Source organism: Tabrizicola piscis (assembly GCF_003940805.1).
GTDB lineage: Bacteria > Pseudomonadota > Alphaproteobacteria > Rhodobacterales > Rhodobacteraceae > Tabrizicola > Tabrizicola piscis.
In genome coordinates, this window is the sequence record NZ_CP034328.1 from 2,945,096 (window position 1) to 2,961,164 (window position 16,069).

Genomic DNA, 16,069 nt, shown 5'->3' on the forward strand with positions numbered 1-16,069 from the left:
TTCAGGGTCGGCAGAATGAACCTTCGGAGTGCGGGACTATCCCGTTGGATAGGGTGCGTGGCGGCGCTGGCGCTGCTGGGCGCCTGCACGCCCAGGCCCGCTGGCAGCAACTTGCGCCATGATGGCGTGGTGGAGCGGATGGCCGTGACTGCGCCGGGTGTGGCACGGTCGGCCGGTCCGGCCTGCGGCACAGCGCGGCTGGCGGCAGGGGTAAAGGGCGGCGACGGGGGCAGCGCGGGGTTCACGCCCACGGTCGGCTATCGCGTGGGGCCGGGCGACAACCTGCGGTTTAACATCTTTGGCGAGGAAGGCCTGTCAGACATCACCGCCCGCGTCGATGACGCGGGCTATGTGCAACTGCCCATCGTCGAACTGGTGCGCGTCGGCGGCAGGACCACGCGCGACATCCAGGCCGAGTTGAAAGAGGCTTATGCGCCGCATTTCATCAACCCATGGGTGACCGTGGAACTGATCGGCGCGGAAAGTGCCCCGCTGTATTTCCTGGGCGAATTCCGCGAACCCGGGGTGCGCTACATGAAGGGTGCGACGAACGTGCTTGAAGCGGTGGCGCTGGCAGGCGGTCTGGGCAAGGACGCCTATCTGCCGGGCGCACGGCTGTTGCGCGACAACCGGATCTGCACGGTTGATCTGAATGCCCTGCTGCGCAATGGCGCGTTCGAACAAAACGTCTGGATGAAGCCGCGCGACGTGCTGTTCGCCCCGCTCAAGGAAGACATGTCGGTCTACGTCCTTGGCGCGGTGGCGGGGCCGCAAGCGGTCCCGTTCGGGGCTGAGGGGCGGACGCTCTTGCAAGTGCTGGCGCTTGCCGGTGGGCCGGTGGGCGGGCAGGCACTCCTAAGCGACATCCGCATCATCCGCACCACATCGCCCACGCAGGGGGAGCTGATCATTGTCGATGCAACGCGGATGCTGACGGGCAAGGGCCTGGACTTCCCGCTGGAGCCCGGCGACGTGGTGTTCGTGCCACGCTCGGCGCTTGGCGACTGGAACGTGGCGATTGGCGAGATTTTGCCAAGCCTGCAACTGATCGGCGGGGTTTTGACGCCCATCACGCTGATCGAAAGCCTCAAGGACGAATAGTTCTGTGACAATTGGCGGCCGGTACCTTGCAAGAGTAGCCGGTCGGGAAGTGAGGGACCGATGAAGATCCTGTTGGCGGACGATCAGGAACTGGTGCGCGACACGATTGCCGCCTTCCTGCGGCTGGAGCCGGGTATCGAGGTGGATGTTGCCGCCGATTTCCCGGTGGCCTTGGCCGCAGCACGGGCGGCGGCAACGGCCGGGGCCGCGCATGACCTGATCCTGCTGGATTACATGATGCCCGGCATGAACGGCCTTGCCGGACTTGCGGCCATGCGGGCGGCCTGTCCGGGCGTTCCGGTGGCCATCCTGTCTGGAACGGCCCCCCGATCCGTCGCGGAACAGGCGCTGGCCGAAGGTGCGGCGGGCTTTTTGCCCAAGACAATGTCGACCAAGACTCTGATCGCTGCCCTGCGGTTCATGGCGGCGGGTGAGGTCTATGCGCCAATGTCGATGATGACCGAACGCGACGCGCCAGCGGCGTCGCTGGCCGGGTCGCAGCTTACCCCGCGCGAAACCGAGGTGCTGCGCCTTCTGTGCCGGGGATTGGCCAACAAGGAAATCGCCCGCGAACTTGACCTGCAGGAGGTGACGGTGAAGCTGCATGTCAAGACGCTTTACCGCAAGATCGACGCCCGCAACCGCACCCATGCCGCGATGATCGCGAAGGAGGCGGGGCTGTTCTGACCACCCTATCCGAAAGGGTAGGGACGTGTGCCGATGGCCAAAGGACGGGGGTGGTGGGCTGTGCTATCTGGCAGTCAGGACTGACATATTGAAGCGGGGCTGATGATGCAGACGATCCGAACTTTCCGGGCGACATGGCTGGGCGCGTGCCTTGCGGGGGCGCTGCTTGTGTCGGGTCCGGCCCTTGCGGAAACCCTGCCCGCCCCGCAGGCTGAGGTCATCCTGACCGTGTCGGGGGCGATCGGCACAACCAACGCCGATGGCGTGCTGGCACTGGATGCCGACCTGATGGCCAGCCTGCCCCAGCACAGCTTCACCACAGCCACGATCTGGACCGAGGGCACAGCCACCTATTCCGGCGTCCTCTTGCGAGATCTTCTTGCGGCAGCCGGGGCCACGGGGGCCACTGTCAAGCTGACCGCCCTCAACGACTACCAGATTTCGATGCCAGCCGCCGACGCCCTTGCCGATGGCCCGCTCTTGGCCTTCCTTGCCGATGGCCAGCCCATGTCGACGCGCGACAAGGGGCCGGTCTGGCTGATTTACCCCTTTGATGACGTGGCCGCTTTCCGGACCGAGCAGACCTATGCCCGCTCGATCTGGCAACTGAACCGGATCGAGATCACAGACTGACCGAACCAGCCGATCAGCCCGCTATCCTTCCCGCGTCGGGCACCTCTGCCCGGGTGCGCTGGCTGCGCAATGCGATGGTCGGGCTGACCGCACTGGCCTTCGTCGCAATCGTGGTGCTGGCGGTGCAGCTGCGAAGCGAGTTGCAGAAGCTGCAGGAAGAGCCTGTCGACAGTCTCCACTGGAACGTGACGCAGCTGGAGCTGGATGTCGTGCGGCTGGAAGCGGCGGCGACGCTGGCGCTGGCGGTGCCCGGTGCCGATCTGGCCGACCTGCGCAAACGGTTCGACCTGTTCTACAGCCGTGCCGAGACGGTGGTGAAGGGCACGATGTTCCTGCGCCTTGGCCTGTCGAACACCGTGGCGCCCCTGAAGGCGCGAATGCGCACCTTTCTGGACGAAACCGCCGCACTCATTGATGGCGAGGATCGGGCCCTGCGGGCAGCCCTGCCGCAGATAGTCGCCGATGTGGGCGCGCTGCGGACGGACCTGCGCGCCACGGCCATTCAGGTGATCGATATCAACGCTGGCTTGCAGGATGCCCGCCGCGCCAGTCTTTCCGACGTCATCCAGAAGATCGCTGGCGCGAGTGTGGCGTTGATCACCCTGCTCTTGGGGTTGCTGGGTCTGGTCGTGGCGCTGAACCTGCAGGCCGACCGCCGCGCATATGAAGTGCAGCGGATCACGTCGCGGCTGGCGGCGACGGTGGGCACCTCGCTTGATGCCGTGGTGGTGGCCGGCATGGACGGCTGCGTGATCGATTTCAACGCTGCCGCCGAAACCATCTTCGGCTACACCCGCGCCGAGGCCATCGGACAGCCGCTGGGCACCCTTATCATCCCGCCGCGGCACAGGGCGGCGCATGATGCGGGCATGGAACGGATGAAGGCGACCGGCGTGCGCCATGTGGTCGACGCCGGGCGCATCAAGATCACCGCAATCCGCAAATCGGGCGAGGAGTTTCCGGTCGAACTGTCGATTGCCAGCAATGACGGCCCCGAGGGGATGATCTTCATTGCCTACCTGCGCGACATTTCGGACGCCCGCAAGGCCGAGGCGGCCCTCGTCGCGGCGCGGGACGAAGCGCAGGCGGCAGAACGCACGAAGACCAGCTTCATCGCCGTCATGAGCCACGAGATGAGGACACCCCTGAACGGTGTGATCGGCGCGCTTGACGTCTTGGGACGCACCCCCTTGGAGCCAAAGCAGGAGCGGTTCCTGACCCTGGCGCGCAGCTCGGCCAAGCAGTTGCTGCGCCATGTGAACGATGTGCTGGACATCAGCCGCGTGGATGCCGGTCCTGTCGGACTTCTGGCAGACCGCTTCGACATGCCCGCGCTGCTGACCACCTTGGTCGATACGCTGCGCCCGGCGGCAGCGCAGAAGAACAATCACGTCGAGGTGCGGATCCTTGGCGAATTTCCCCCGCTGCAGGGCGATCCGTTCCGGATCGGGCAGATCGTGCAGAACTTCCTGTCGAACGCGATCAAGTTCACCGACGGCGGCCAGATCACCGTTGAGGCCGAGGTGCAGCGGACCACCGGCCTTGAGGTCGAGGTTGAAGTGCGGGTGATCGACACCGGCATCGGCATCGCCGAAGCCGACCAAAGCCGGATCTTCGAAGACTTTGTCATGGTCGATCCGACCTTTGGCCGGTCGGTCGGCGGCACGGGGCTGGGTCTCGCCATCTCGCGCAGGTTGGCGCGGGCGATGTCGGGCGAAGTCGGGGTGGAAAGCGCTGCGGGTGAGGGCAGTTGCTTCTGGCTGCGTCTGCCCCTGCAATCGGCGGCGGACCCCGCACAGGTGGCGGTGCCGGACACCGCCCAAGGCAAGCCTTTGGCGGCGCAAGCGCTGGACGTGCTGGTGGTCGAGGATAACGAGACCAACCGGATCGTGCTGGAGGAAATGCTGCACCATCTGGGCCACCGGGTGACGCTGGCCGTCGATGGCGGCGACGGCGTCGAAAAGGCGCGTGCAAGACGCTATGACGTCATCCTGATGGACCTGTCGATGCCGCTGATGGACGGCTGGACCGCAGCCACCGTGATCCGCCAGGGCGGCGCCTCGCAGCACAGCCGCATCCTGGCCGTGACGGCCCATGTTCGTCCCGACCGGATGGACCGTTTCGAGGAGTCGGGCATGGACGGCTGGCTGACCAAGCCGCTGTCCATCCGCAGCCTGACCGAGGCGCTGAACGCCGTCCCCCACGGCACACCGGCAGAGCACCGGGCCGGGGGCACGCAAGATGGGTCGGACGCGCTGCTGGATGCCGACCGGCTCAATGACCTGCGGCGGATCGCCGACAAGGATGGCCTGCAGCGCCTGCTGCAGAAATTCCATGCCAATATGGAAAACATCCTGGCCACCATCGATGCGGATGCCGAAACCGCCTCGGCAGAGGAGCTTGCCGCCGTTCTGCACACAGGCGTCGGTGCATCTGCCGTCGTCGGCGCCAGCCGGCTCAGCCGTGAGCTTGCCAGACTTGAAGCCGCCTGTCGGGCAGGGGACACCAAGGCCCTGCAAGCCGCCCGGAAAGGGCTGGGCTCTACATGGCTTGAGACCTGGGCGGCACTGCGTGCAGCCTTCTGGGACACCCCGACCTAGCGCCAACACGGGTTCGAGACGCTGATCGGCCTCCAAGCGGGGAGATTTGGCCTGCGCAGGGGGATTTTGCTTGTCAGCCCGGAAAATTGGTTATATTTATTTACCAATCACGGGGGAAAATGACCATGGAAATGCCGCTGCCCGATGCTGCGATCCTGTCTGCCAAGGCGCGGATTGTCACGCGGCTGCGCGGAGTCTTGCCCGCTGATGCCGTGATCGACGACCTTGCAGAACTGCGCGCCTATGAATGCGACGCCTTGACCGCCTATCGCTGCCCGCCCCTTGCTGCCGTCTTGCCGCGCACGACCGAAGAGGTTGCGGCCGTCCTGCGCGCCTGCTGGGAAGAGGGGGTGCCGGTCGTCCCAAGGGGCTCGGGCACGTCATTGGCCGGGGGGCATTGCCGACGGCCGACAGCGTGATCCTGGGTGTCGCGCGGATGAATGCGGTGATCGAGACGGATTACGACAACCGTTTCATCCGGGTGCAGTCGGGGCGAACGAACCTGTCGGTGTCCGGCGCAGTCGAGGCGGACGGGTTTTTCTATGCCCCCGACCCCTCCAGCCAGCTGGCCTGCGCAATTGCCGGGAACATCGCGATGAACAGCGGCGGGGCGCATTGCCTGAAATACGGGGTGACGACAAACAACCTCTTGGGCGTCACGCTGGTCAAGATGGATGGCACGGTGATAACCCTTGGCGGACCATGGGCCGAGGCCTCGGGGCTGGACCTTCTGGGCGTGGTCTGCGGGTCGGAAGGCCAACTTGGCGTGGTGACGGAAGCCTGGCTGCGGATCCTGCCAAAGCCTGAAGGCGCGCGGCCGGTGCTGGTGGGCTTCAACTCCAACGAGGTCGCGGGGGCCTGTGTCGCCGACATAATCCGCGCTGGGCTGCTGCCCGTGGCGATCGAGTTCATGGACCGCCCCTGCATCCGCGCGACCGAGGCTTTTGCCAAAGCGGGCTACCCCGATTGCGAGGCGCTGCTGATCATCGAGGTAGAGGGGTCCGAGGCGGAGATCAGCGAACAGCTGGCCCGCATCCGCCAGATCGCCATGGCGCATGACCCGGTGGAGTTCCGCGAGGCGGCGGATGAAGATCAGGCCAAGCGCATCTGGCTGGGGCGCAAGTCGGCCTTCGGCGCGATGGGGCAGATCAACGATTACATGTGTCTGGACGGGACGATCCCCGTTTCAAGCCTGCCGCATGTGCTGCGCCGGATCGGCGAGATGAGCGTGGAGTTCGGGCTGGACGTGGGCAACGTGTTCCATGCCGGTGACGGCAACATGCACCCGCTGATCCTGTTCGATGCCAACAAGCCCGGCGATCTGGAAAAATGCGAGGCGATGGGGGCCGAGATCCTGAAGCTCTGTGTCGAGGTCGGGGGCTGCCTGACCGGAGAGCATGGCGTGGGCATCGAAAAGCGCGACCTGATGTCCGTGCAATTCGCCCCCGCCGACATGGAGGCGCAGATGCGGGTGAAGGATGTGTTCGACCCGAAATGGCTGCTCAACCCGGCGAAGGTGTTTCCCTTGGCGACAAGTGCCGCGCGGCGCGCGGGCTGAGATGGCGGAGCAGGGGTTTCACACCCCCGCACCCCCGTGGGATATTTGAGCCAGAATGAAAGGTGGGGTGATGCGGCCTGTGACTGAGGCGGAACTGGCGGCAGCCATTGCAGGCGCAGCGGGGCCCTTGCTGGTGCGGGGCGGGGGCACACGCACCATCGGGCGCGCCGTGGGTGAGGTGCTGGAAACCGGTGGCCTGTCCGGGGTGGAACTGTATGAGCCCGGTGCCCTTACGCTTGTCGTCCGGGCGGGAACCCCCTTGGCCGAGGTTGAGGGCGTGCTGGCGGGGGAACGGCAGCGGCTGGCCTTCGAAGTGCCGGATTTCCGGCAACTGCTGGGGCGCGAGGGGGCTTCGACCATCGGGGGCGTGGTGGCGGCCAATGCCAGCGGGCCGCGCCGCGTGCAGGTGGGGGCCTGCCGCGATGCCTTGCTGGGGGTGCGCTTTGTCGATGGCGCGGGGACTGTCGTCAAGAACGGTGGGCGGGTGATGAAGAATGTCACCGGCTATGACCTGGCAAAGCTGATGGCGGGAAGCCACGGCACCCTCGGTGTGTTGACCGAGGTGTCCTTCAAGGTTCAGGCCCTGCCCGAAGCCGAGGCGACGCTGGTCATCGACGGCCTCGCCGATGCCGAGGGGCTGGCGGTGCTGCGCCGGGCCTTGGGGTCGCCCTTTGACGTGTCGGGCGCTGCGCGGGAAGGCGGGCGGTCGCTGGTCCGGGTCGAAGGGATGGCGGGATCTGTCGCCTATCGCGTCGGGCAGTTGCGGGCGCTTGTTTCCGGGGATGTCCGGGTGGTGGAGGGGGCAGAGAGTGCCGACCTTTGGCGCCGGGTGCGGGATGTTGCAGCCTTCGCCGGGCAGCCCGGTGCGGTCTGGCGGCTTGCGGTGGTGCCGACGGCGGCGGCGGGCGTTGTGGCTGCCGTGGGCGGTGAGGCGGTCTGGGATTGGGGCGGCGGCCTTGTCTGGCTCCTGACAGCCGAGGGCCGGGCCGAGGCGGTGCGCGCGGCCGTCGCCGGGCATGGCCATGCAACGCTGATCCGGGGCGAGGGCGCGCCGGTCTTTCCACCCGAGGCGGCAGAGGTCGCGGCGCTGGGGGCTGGCTTGCGGGAACGGTTCGACCCGCGCGGGATCTTGAACCGGGGGATGATGGGCTGATGCAGACGACGTTCACACCGGAGCAGTTGAAGGACCCCGGCATCCAGCGCGCAAACGAAATCCTGCGCTCTTGCGTGCATTGCGGGTTCTGCACGGCGACCTGCCCGACCTATCAGGTGCTTGGCGACGAACTGGACAGCCCGCGCGGCCGGATCTACCTGATCAAGGACATGCTGGAAAAAGGCCGCCCGGCAGATGAAAAGACGGTCAAGCATATTGACCGCTGCCTGTCCTGCCTTGCCTGCATGACGACCTGCCCGTCGGGGGTGCATTACATGCATCTGGTCGATCAGGCGCGGGCCTATATCGAAAAGACCTACAAACGGCCCTTTGGCGACCGCGTCTTGCGGGCGGTGCTGGCGCGGGTGATCCCCTATCCGACGCGGTTCCGGCTTGCGCTTCTCGGAGCCAAGATCGCGCGGCCGTTTGCGTTTCTTGTGCCCGACAAACGGCTGAAAGCCATGCTGGCGATGGCGCCAAAGCAGATCCCCCCGGTCAGCCGCAACGACGACGCGCAGGTCTTTCCCGCCATCGGGGAACGCCGGATGCGGGTGGCCCTGATGACCGGCTGTGCGCAAAAGGCGCTGAACACCGACATCAATGACGCCACCATCCGCCTCTTGCGCCGGCTGGGATGTGAGGTCGTGGTGGCCAAGGGCGCCGGCTGCTGCGGGGCCTTGACGCATCACATGGGGAAGGAAGACCTGTCCCATAGCTCAGCCGCGGCCAACATCCGGGCATGGATGGCGGAAAAGGCCGGGGCGGGGCTGGATGCGATTGTCATCAACACCTCTGGCTGCGGCACCACGGTCAAGGATTACGGGCACATGTTCCGGCTGGACCCCCTCGCCGCCGACGCTGCCACGATCGCAGGGCTGGCCAAGGATGTCAGCGAGGTGCTGACCACCCTCGGCCTGCCCCAAGGCGCGCCCAAGGGCCTGCGCGTCGCCTATCACGCGGCCTGCAGCCTGCAGCACGGCCAGCAGATCAAGACTGCGCCCAAGGACCTGTTGAAGCGCGTCGGGTTCGAGGTGGTGGAGCCTGCCGATAGCCACCTCTGTTGCGGGTCGGCCGGGACATACAACCTGCTGCAGCCCGAGATCAGCCAGCAACTGAAGGCCCGCAAGGTCCAGACGCTGGAGGCGAAGGCGCCGCAGATCATCGCGGCTGGCAACATCGGCTGCATGCTGCAGATCGGGTCGGGAACCGCTGTTCCGGTGGTGCATACGGTGGAACTGCTGGACTGGGCGACCGGCGGGCCAAAGCCCCGCGCTTTGCAGGACTGATCGCAAACGCCCGCCAACTGCCCCTCTTGCGCCGATGGACAAAAATCCGCCAAACTTGGGCGGTAGCAAGTCAAATGCTCTGGGCCATGTGGTAGGGGAGGATCCATGCGTCATCTGTTCCCCGGCCTTCTGGCGATAGCCCTTGGCCTTGCAGGAATGGCCCCGGCACAGGATGCCGCCATGGTCAGCCTGCAGACGGCCGATGATTCCCGTGGCTGGGATGCCGTGGGCAAGCTGATGCTGGGCGAGCGGGGGTTTTGCACCGGCGCGCTCATCGAACCTCAACTGGTCCTGACCGCTGCGCATTGCCTTTACGACAAGACAACCGGGGTCCAGATCCGCCCGGAAGAGATTCAGTTCTTCGCGGGCTGGCGCAATGGCCGGGCTGCCGCCTACCGCGGCGTGGCCCGGGCCGTGACCCACCCCGACTACCGCTTTTCCGGCATGGACAAGCTGGGGCGCGTCACCGCCGATCTGGCATTGCTGGAGCTGAGCCAGCCGATCCGCCTGCCCTCGCTGATCCCGTTCGAAACCGGGGCCACCCCGATCGAAGGTGATTCCGTTGGGGTCGTTTCCTATGCGCAGGACCGGTCCGAGGCGCCCTCGATTCAAGAGTTTTGCGAAGTTCTGGCCGGGCGGCGCGAAACCTTGATCCTGTCGTGCAACGTGGATTTCGGGTCCTCGGGCGCGCCGGTCTTTTCAATCACCGACGGCATCGCGCGGGTCGTCTCCGTCATCTCGGCCAAGGCCGAGGTTGAAGGGCGCAAGGTGGCGCTGGCTGTGCCCTTGGCCGCCCCGCTGGCGGTTCTGCGCGCGACCCTTGATGCAAGCAAACGGCCTGCCAACCCGGGCTCGGGGACCGTCAGCGTGCTGTCGGGGGGGCAGGGCACCGGTGCAAAGTTCATCAAGCCATGAAGGCGCTGGCGCTGCTTCTGCTGCTGGCCTGTCCTGCCGTGGCGCAAGACAATTCGGGTCTCGACCGGCTGGAAACCCGCGATGACCTGCGCGGCTGGGAACCGGTCGGGCGGGTTGATATCGACGGCGGCGGGTTCTGCACCGGGGCGCTGATCGCCTCCGATCTGGTGTTGACCGCCGCGCATTGCGTGATCGATCCCGGCGGGGTTCCGGTCGATGCCGGGCGCATCAGCTTTCGCGCCGGACTGGCCGATGGCGTGGCACTGGCCGAGGTCAAGGTTCTGCGCACCGTGGCACCTGACGGGTTTCTGTCGCTGGCGCCGGCCCCGCCTGAACAGCTGGCGCTTGACGTGGCGCTGATGCAGCTGGCCAGCCCGATCCCGTCCAGTCTGGCCGCCCCCTTCACCGTCGCCCGTCCGGGCGCGGGGGACGAAGTCAGCGTCGTGTCCTACGCCGCCGGGCGGGAAGAGGCGCTGTCCTGGCAGCGGGTCTGCCGTGTGCTGGGCAAGCAGGACGGTCTGATCGCGGTTGATTGTGACGTGACCTTCGGATCCTCCGGCGCGCCGGTGCTGGACCGGTCGGGCTATCGCGCCAAGATCGTGTCGATCATCTCGGCCGGCTATCAGGACGGCGGGCGAACCGTGGCCTTCGGCATGGAACTGCCGGGGATCGTGGAGGACCTGAAGGCACGCCTGCGCGCGGGCCGGGTAACAAGCGAGGTCGCGGCGGCAAGCGCGCGTCCGGGCGTCAAGCGGATCACGGTCGGCGGTGGCAGCACGACTGGCAACGACACGGGCGCGCGTTTCGTCAAGCCCTGAGGGGGGTCTTGAAACCGGGCTGGGGCTTTCCCAAATCATCCTCATCCGGGTGCCATGACGGGCCCGGGGACACCTGCCTTGCCCCAAAAGGGAAGGCCTTTGACATCGCTTCCAGGAGGATGACATGCGCAACCTTGATTTCGCGCCGCTTTACCGTGCCACCGTCGGCTTTGACCGGATCGCCGACCTGATGGATCGGGTTCTGTCCAACGACGTGGCCCAGCCGACCTACCCCCCTTACAACATCGAAAAGACCGCCGAAGATGCCTATCGCATCTCGATCGCCGTAGCCGGCTTCGCGCCGGAAGAGCTTACGGTCGAAGTGAAGGATGGCAGCCTGCACATCACCGCCCGCAAGACGGTCGAGGAAGGTGATCGCACCTACCTGCACCGTGGCATCGCCACCCGCGCCTTCGAACGCCGCTTTGCGCTGGCCGACCACGTCCGCGTCGCGGGTGCGGTGCATGAACATGGCATGCTGCACATCGACCTTGTGCGCGAGATGCCCGAGGCGCTGAAGCCCCGCCGGATCGAGATTGCCCATGCCAATGGCGCAACCCCGGTGCTGGAGTCGAAGGCCGAAACGGTCAACTGATCCTTGATCACGGAAACCGATGCGGCGCGTCCCGGACCCGGGGCGCGCCGTCCTTTTTTCTGTCTAAGAAGGCTCGTCGATGACTTCGTCACTCCTCGCCAAACGCCCCGCGACGAGAAGACGAAGTCGAACGAGGAGCTAGCCCCCGACCTAATTCGCAGACAGCGACTGCGCCAAGCGCATCAGGTTCACGGCTTCAACCCGGTAGCCGTAGGGATCATCGCCCCGGGCCGACCCGGCCAGCGCAATCGCCTCGTCCCAGCCCCAATCGCCCAGATAGACCGACCCCTGCAGCAGCTGGCCAAAGCCTGCGACGGCGGCGGCAAAGCGCGTCTCATCCGTTGCTGTCTCGCTCCCGCTGATCGGCGTTTCGATCAGGGTTGAGGTGTCTGCCCCCGGCGCTTTCCAGCGCAAGCGCAGGAAGCCAAGCTCGCCCTCGGCCACGTCGGTTGCGGTCGCGGTCCCATAGCGCAGCGGGTCGTTCAACAGCGCGTCCGACCCCGGAGCCGTAACCTCGTAGATCGCGGTGACTTGGGTGCCCGCACCGATTTCACCCGCGTCCACGGCGTCGTTGTTGAAATCCTCGCGCCGCAGCGCGCGGGTCTCGTACCCGATCAGCCGGTATTCGGCGACAGTGGCGGGGTTCCATTCCACCTGAATCTTCACATCGTCGGCGATGGGAAACAGCGCCCCGGTCAACTGGTCCACCAACACCTTGCGCGCCTCGGACAGCGTGTCGATATAGGCCGCGGTGCCGTTGCCGTTCTGCGCCAGTGATTGCATCACCGCGTCATCCAGATTGCCCCGGCCAAAGCCCAGCACGGACAGGTAGGTCCCCGTCTCGCGTTGGCGGGCGACGTAAGCCTCCAGCCCCTCGGGATCGCTGACGCCGACGTTGAAGTCACCGTCCGTGGCCAGCAGGATGCGGCTGACCTCGCCCTCTGCCGCCATGCCGCTTGCCACACGGTAGGCCAGTTCCAGCCCCTCGGCCCCGGCGGTGGACCCGCCTGCCGAAAGACTCTCCAGCGCGGCAAGGATCGTCGCACGGTCGCTGGCCTTGGTCGGCGGCAGAACCTGCCCGGCGGACCCGGCATAGGTGACGATGGCGATCTCATCCTCGGGCCGCAGTTCGGCAAGCATCAGGGTCAACGACTGCTTCAGAAGGCCCAGCTTGTTCGGGTCTTCCATCGAACCAGAGGTGTCGATCAGGAACACCAGATTCAGCGGTGGCCGTGCGGCAACCTCGGGCAAGGCACCCTGAATGCCGATGGTCACCAGCCGCGTGCCGGGGTTCCATGGCGTCGGCATCACGCTGACGGTGGACGAAAACGCTTCCTCCGCCGTGGGTGCGGGGTAGGCGTAGGGGAAATAGTTCACCATCTCCTCGATCCGCACCTGATCGGGGGTGGGCAGGACGGCCATGTTCAGCGTCGACCGGATGACCGCCCATGACGCCGTGTCCACATCGATCGAAAAGGTGGAAACCGGTTCTTCAGCCGTCACCTTCACCGGGTTTGCCGGTTCGTTCGCATAAGCCTCGGTGTTCTCGGTCAGCGTCGGCTGGCGGAGGTCTTGCAGCGGCGCGATGGCCGGCGCCGGGGCCAGGTAGCTGAGAGTGCCGCTTTCAGGCGCCGCTTCCATCCGGACGCGGGCGCCATCATCCGCAAGGCTGCCGCCAAGGGCCAGCCCGGTGGGCGCCTCTTCCGCCAGTTCCATGACCTCGGCATCGGCCATGGGTTCGGCGGCCGGCTCAGGCGCGGCTTCGGCCAAAGGCTCCGCCCGGGCGACGGAGGTTGCACTGTCAGCCTCGGATGTCTGCGCCATCTCGGCAGGCGCTTCGGTCGCGACGACGGTGCCGGTATCCACCGCGACCTTCGGCGCTTCGGTCTTGGGCTGCGGCAGGTCGGCCCGGCCGGGCAGGCGCAGATCGGCCACCGGCAGGATCACCGCCACGCCGATGACCAGCGCTGCGATTGACGTGGTGGTGGCAAGGGCGGGACGTGAGGTGAGGAAGTTCAGCATGCGACGCACTCCGTTCAAGGGGGCCGCCGGGGTCTGGCGGTCCTCACTGGAACGGGCAGGGTCGGCTGATCCTTGGAGCCGGTCGAAATTTTCCATCGCCAGCGCAAGGGCACGCGCCTTTGCATCGACGTCGGGGGCCGGGGCCGCCCGCAGCGCCTTGCGCAGGTCTTGCAGCCGGGGGTCGTCAAGATCGTCGGTCATGTCGCGTCCTCCCGTGCCATGGCCCGCAGGCGTTTCTTCACTTCGCTCATCCGCCAGGCAATCGTGCCCTCGGACAAGCCAAGGACAAGCCCCGCTTCGGCTTGCGTCATCTCTTCGCCCAGCACCAGCGCCACGGTGTCGCGCAGTTCGGGGGGAAGCCGGGTCATGGCCTGGGCAAGCCAATCCTGCGCTTCGGCCTGGGTGGCAATCTCGTCCTGCCGGGCCAGTTCCCAATCGCCCCAGCCAAGGGCGGCCCGGCTGCGGGTGGCCTGACGGCGGCGCAGGTCATGGGCGGCGTTGACGACAACGCGGTAAAGCCAGGTGGTGAACTTCGCCTCGCCCCGCCAGTGCCGCAGCTTTGACGGCAAGGCAGCGCAGATGTCCTGCGCCAGATCCTCGGCTTCCGTCCTGCTGCCCGTCAGCCGCCAGGCAAGACCATGGATGCGGTCGTAGTGCCGGTGCACCAGCGTGGCAAATGCCGCACGGTCGCCGTCAGCGGCGGCAGTCGCAAGGGTTTCATCGGGCGTGTCCATCAGCATCACAGTATCTGGGACGCACGGGCCGGGGCAATCCTTGGGCAGGCCGTGCCGTGGGTACGGAATTTCTTCCATCTGGTATAAAGAACGCCCCCGGCCCTGTTGGACCGGGGGCGCTGGGCCTGACCTCTTGGGGGGATGGATCAGAAAATCAGGCCGTCGTAGACCGCAAATGCGCCCGAGGTGGACCGCAGGTTGCCGGCAGCCCCTTCATCGCGGGCATAGGCCTGGATGGCGTTGTAGGTGCCCGGACCAAAGGCGCCGTCGATCCCGCCGTGATAATAGCCCCAGGCGCGCAGGTTGCGCTGGATGGCCCGACGCTCGGACGCGGAATAGCTGTTGAACGCGCGGGCCGCCGGCGTGGCGTAAAGCGAGGTGGTGTGCTTCGGCTGGGTGTAGACCGTGCGCGGCTCGGCATAGACCGGCGCGCTGTAGCGGCGGTCATAGGCCCGGGCCTTGCGATTGTTCTTCAAAAGCTCGTCGACGATGACGGCGGTGGCAACACCGGCGACAAAGCCTTGCTCCTTTTCGCCCCAGGCAAGCGCTGGTGCAGCGGGGACGGCAATGGATGCCGCAGCGATTGCAGCGATCAGGGTCGATTTCACGGTCATGACAGTGGGCAGCATGTCGTTTCCTTTCAAAAGTTGGCCCCGGTCGGTTGGGGCGATACGAAAGGACATGGGCCAGACCGCCGCGCTAGGCAAAATCAGCGCGTTGTTATCGCATAACGCCTTTTGTTTCAGAGGGTTGCATCATGCCGCCCAGCTGTTCAGCAAGGCCGAAAGCCGGTCCAGCCCCTCGACAAGCCGCGTTTCCGGCCCGCCACCCACGCCAAGGCGGACGTGGTCGGGGCAGCCATAGGCCGACCCGGGCAACAGGAACGTCCGGTAGGGGCTGGCCAGCAGGCGACGGGCAAGGGATTCGCCGCTGATCCCGTCCAGCCGCGCCAGCCCGATCAGCCCCGCCTGTGGCCGGTGCCAGCTCAACCGCGCCTGATCCGCCACGAACCGGTCCATCCGGTCCAGCGTTTCGCCGCCCTCGGCCCGGGCGCGGGACAGGGCCTGCGCCAGTCGGTCCGGGCGCAGCGCGATTTCCGCAATCCGCTCACCCAGCGCGTTCATGATCTCGGACGCATTCTCGCGCAGGATCATCGCATCGCGGATGATCCCGGGGCTTCGGCAGATCATCCAGCCCGTGCGCAGCCCCTGCAGGCCAAGCGCCTTTGACACCGACCCGGTGGATATTCCAAACGGCGTCAGCCCGGCGATGGAAGGGGGGCGCGGATGGCCCCACTCCAGCCCGGCATAAACCTCGTCCACGACCAGCCAGATGCCATGCCGGTCCGCCAGTGCCGCAAGCGCGCGCAGGTCGGCTTCGGGGATCAGTCGGCCGGTAGGGTTGTTGGGGTTGGTCAGAAAGATCATCCGCGTCCGCGGGGTGATCGCCGCGGCCACCGCCTCGGGATCAAGATACCAGCCCTGCGCCTCGTCACGCGGCACTTCGCACAGCGTGGCGCCTATCGCCTTGGCCATGACCCCGGCCTGCGGCCAACCCGGAGCTTCGGTGATGATCTCATCCCCCGCGGTCAGGATCTGGCGGAACAGCAGGTAATTCGCCTCGGCCGCCCCGGCGGTGATCAAGACGTCATCGGCGGTGCAGGTGGCCGCCAGACCGGCCTGATCGATCACCCGTTGGCGCAGGGTCGGCAGGCCAAGAAAGCTGACGCCGTTCCAGTCCAGCGACAGGTCGGGGTCAAGATCAGGCAGGAAATCCTTCAGCCGTGGGGACCGGGCCAGCGAGAAGCCGATGAAACATTCCGGCGGTTCGCTGGCGGTGGTTTCCAGCAGATAGTCGAACAGCTTGTGGATGGTAACTTTCATCGGCACCCCGCGCGCCCCGGAGTTTTCGAAAACTCCGGACCGGAGCCTTCAAAGGCTCCGGCCCGATTTCTTCGAAGAAATCGG

At 66.3% G+C, this 16,069-nt stretch carries 14 protein-coding genes and 1 pseudogene; 11 read left to right on the forward strand and 4 right to left on the reverse strand.

Going from position 1 to position 16,069, the window contains the following annotated elements:
* Window positions 1–57: 57 nt before the first annotated feature.
* The 11 genes and pseudogenes from EI545_RS14355 to EI545_RS14400 all read left to right on the forward strand — a co-directional run bounded on the left by EI545_RS14355 (window position 58) and on the right by EI545_RS14400 (window position 11,346).
* Window positions 58–1,101, forward strand: coding sequence for a polysaccharide biosynthesis/export family protein (locus EI545_RS14355; protein ID WP_164517306.1), 1,044 nt, complete (start codon window positions 58–60; stop codon window positions 1,099–1,101).
* A 60-nt stretch (window positions 1,102–1,161) separates the two neighbouring features.
* Complete coding sequence (locus tag EI545_RS14360; RefSeq protein ID WP_125326111.1) at window positions 1,162–1,788, forward strand: response regulator; 627 nt, start codon at window positions 1,162–1,164, stop codon at window positions 1,786–1,788.
* A 102-nt stretch (window positions 1,789–1,890) separates the two neighbouring features.
* The gene (locus tag EI545_RS14365) at window positions 1,891–2,421 is read left to right on the forward strand and encodes a putative pterin-binding protein (RefSeq protein WP_216842449.1); all 531 of its coding nucleotides are present in this window, start codon (window positions 1,891–1,893) and stop codon (window positions 2,419–2,421) included.
* Window positions 2,422–2,474: 53 nt separating this feature from the next.
* Window positions 2,475–5,021 (forward strand): hybrid sensor histidine kinase/response regulator, encoded by a 2,547-nt coding sequence (locus tag EI545_RS14370; RefSeq protein WP_125326112.1) that lies wholly within the window; start codon window positions 2,475–2,477, stop codon window positions 5,019–5,021.
* A 131-nt stretch (window positions 5,022–5,152) separates the two neighbouring features.
* A pseudogene (locus tag EI545_RS21665) lies at window positions 5,153–5,658 on the forward strand (FAD-binding protein); the annotation flags it as partial.
* A gap of 33 nt (window positions 5,659–5,691) precedes the next feature.
* The gene (locus EI545_RS21670; RefSeq protein ID WP_245990374.1) at window positions 5,692–6,579 is read left to right on the forward strand and encodes an FAD-linked oxidase C-terminal domain-containing protein; all 888 of its coding nucleotides are present in this window, start codon (window positions 5,692–5,694) and stop codon (window positions 6,577–6,579) included.
* A 70-nt stretch (window positions 6,580–6,649) separates the two neighbouring features.
* Window positions 6,650–7,732 (forward strand): FAD-binding protein, encoded by a 1,083-nt coding sequence (locus tag EI545_RS14380; protein WP_125326113.1) that lies wholly within the window; start codon window positions 6,650–6,652, stop codon window positions 7,730–7,732.
* On the forward strand, window positions 7,732–9,018 hold the full coding sequence (glcF, locus tag EI545_RS14385; RefSeq protein ID WP_125326114.1) for a glycolate oxidase subunit GlcF: 1,287 nt from the start codon (window positions 7,732–7,734) through the stop codon (window positions 9,016–9,018). The genes EI545_RS14380 and glcF overlap by 1 nt, the downstream gene beginning before the upstream one ends.
* Window positions 9,019–9,123: 105 nt before the next feature.
* Entirely contained in the window at window positions 9,124–9,933 is an 810-nt protein-coding gene (locus EI545_RS14390; protein ID WP_125326115.1) for a trypsin-like serine peptidase, read from the forward strand.
* The gene (locus EI545_RS14395) at window positions 9,930–10,751 is read left to right on the forward strand and encodes a trypsin-like serine peptidase (protein WP_125326116.1); all 822 of its coding nucleotides are present in this window, start codon (window positions 9,930–9,932) and stop codon (window positions 10,749–10,751) included. The genes EI545_RS14390 and EI545_RS14395 overlap by 4 nt, the downstream gene beginning before the upstream one ends.
* Before the next feature lie 124 nt (window positions 10,752–10,875).
* A complete protein-coding gene (locus EI545_RS14400; RefSeq protein WP_125326117.1) occupies window positions 10,876–11,346 on the forward strand; it encodes an Hsp20 family protein in 471 nt (156 codons plus the stop codon).
* Between the two features lie 150 nt (window positions 11,347–11,496).
* Here EI545_RS14400 and EI545_RS14405 read toward each other — a convergent pair whose 3' ends face one another.
* The 4 genes from EI545_RS14405 to EI545_RS14420 all read right to left on the reverse strand — a co-directional run bounded on the left by EI545_RS14405 (window position 11,497) and on the right by EI545_RS14420 (window position 15,985).
* Window positions 11,497–13,464: a vWA domain-containing protein gene (locus EI545_RS14405; protein WP_425471650.1), complete on the reverse strand. Its 1,968-nt coding sequence runs from the start codon at window positions 13,462–13,464 to the stop codon at window positions 11,497–11,499.
* Between the two features lie 101 nt (window positions 13,465–13,565).
* Window positions 13,566–14,102 carry an RNA polymerase sigma factor gene (locus EI545_RS14410; RefSeq protein WP_125327540.1) on the reverse strand — a complete coding sequence of 179 codons (537 nt, stop codon included), beginning with the start codon at window positions 14,100–14,102 and terminating at the stop codon, window positions 13,566–13,568.
* 146 nt (window positions 14,103–14,248) lie between these two features.
* Window positions 14,249–14,731: a peptidoglycan-binding protein gene (locus EI545_RS14415; RefSeq protein ID WP_164517307.1), complete on the reverse strand. Its 483-nt coding sequence runs from the start codon at window positions 14,729–14,731 to the stop codon at window positions 14,249–14,251.
* 126 nt (window positions 14,732–14,857) lie between these two features.
* A complete protein-coding gene (locus EI545_RS14420) occupies window positions 14,858–15,985 on the reverse strand; it encodes a pyridoxal phosphate-dependent aminotransferase (RefSeq protein WP_125326120.1) in 1,128 nt (375 codons plus the stop codon).
* Between the last annotated feature and the right edge of the window lie 84 nt (window positions 15,986–16,069).

What these genes read in the sequence shown, in the direction of transcription:
- EI545_RS14360 (WP_125326111.1), top strand. Translation starts at nt 1,162, where the DNA reads ATGAAGATCCTGTTGGCGGACGATCAGGAACTGGTGCGCGACACGATT.
- EI545_RS14365 (WP_216842449.1), top strand. Translation starts at nt 1,891, where the DNA reads ATGATGCAGACGATCCGAACTTTCCGGGCGACATGGCTGGGCGCGTGC.
- EI545_RS21670 (WP_245990374.1), top strand. Translation starts at nt 5,692, where the DNA reads ATGGATGGCACGGTGATAACCCTTGGCGGACCATGGGCCGAGGCCTCG.
- EI545_RS14380 (WP_125326113.1), top strand. Translation starts at nt 6,650, where the DNA reads ATGCGGCCTGTGACTGAGGCGGAACTGGCGGCAGCCATTGCAGGCGCA.
- glcF (WP_125326114.1), top strand. Translation starts at nt 7,732, where the DNA reads ATGCAGACGACGTTCACACCGGAGCAGTTGAAGGACCCCGGCATCCAG.
- EI545_RS14390 (WP_125326115.1), top strand. Translation starts at nt 9,124, where the DNA reads ATGCGTCATCTGTTCCCCGGCCTTCTGGCGATAGCCCTTGGCCTTGCA.
- EI545_RS14395 (WP_125326116.1), top strand. Translation starts at nt 9,930, where the DNA reads ATGAAGGCGCTGGCGCTGCTTCTGCTGCTGGCCTGTCCTGCCGTGGCG.
- EI545_RS14400 (WP_125326117.1), top strand. Translation starts at nt 10,876, where the DNA reads ATGCGCAACCTTGATTTCGCGCCGCTTTACCGTGCCACCGTCGGCTTT.
- EI545_RS14405 (WP_425471650.1), bottom strand. Translation starts at nt 13,464, where the DNA reads ATGGAAAATTTCGACCGGCTCCAAGGATCAGCCGACCCTGCCCGTTCC.
- EI545_RS14410 (WP_125327540.1), bottom strand. Translation starts at nt 14,102, where the DNA reads ATGGACACGCCCGATGAAACCCTTGCGACTGCCGCCGCTGACGGCGAC.
- EI545_RS14415 (WP_164517307.1), bottom strand. Translation starts at nt 14,731, where the DNA reads ATGCTGCCCACTGTCATGACCGTGAAATCGACCCTGATCGCTGCAATC.
- EI545_RS14420 (WP_125326120.1), bottom strand. Translation starts at nt 15,985, where the DNA reads ATGAAAGTTACCATCCACAAGCTGTTCGACTATCTGCTGGAAACCACC.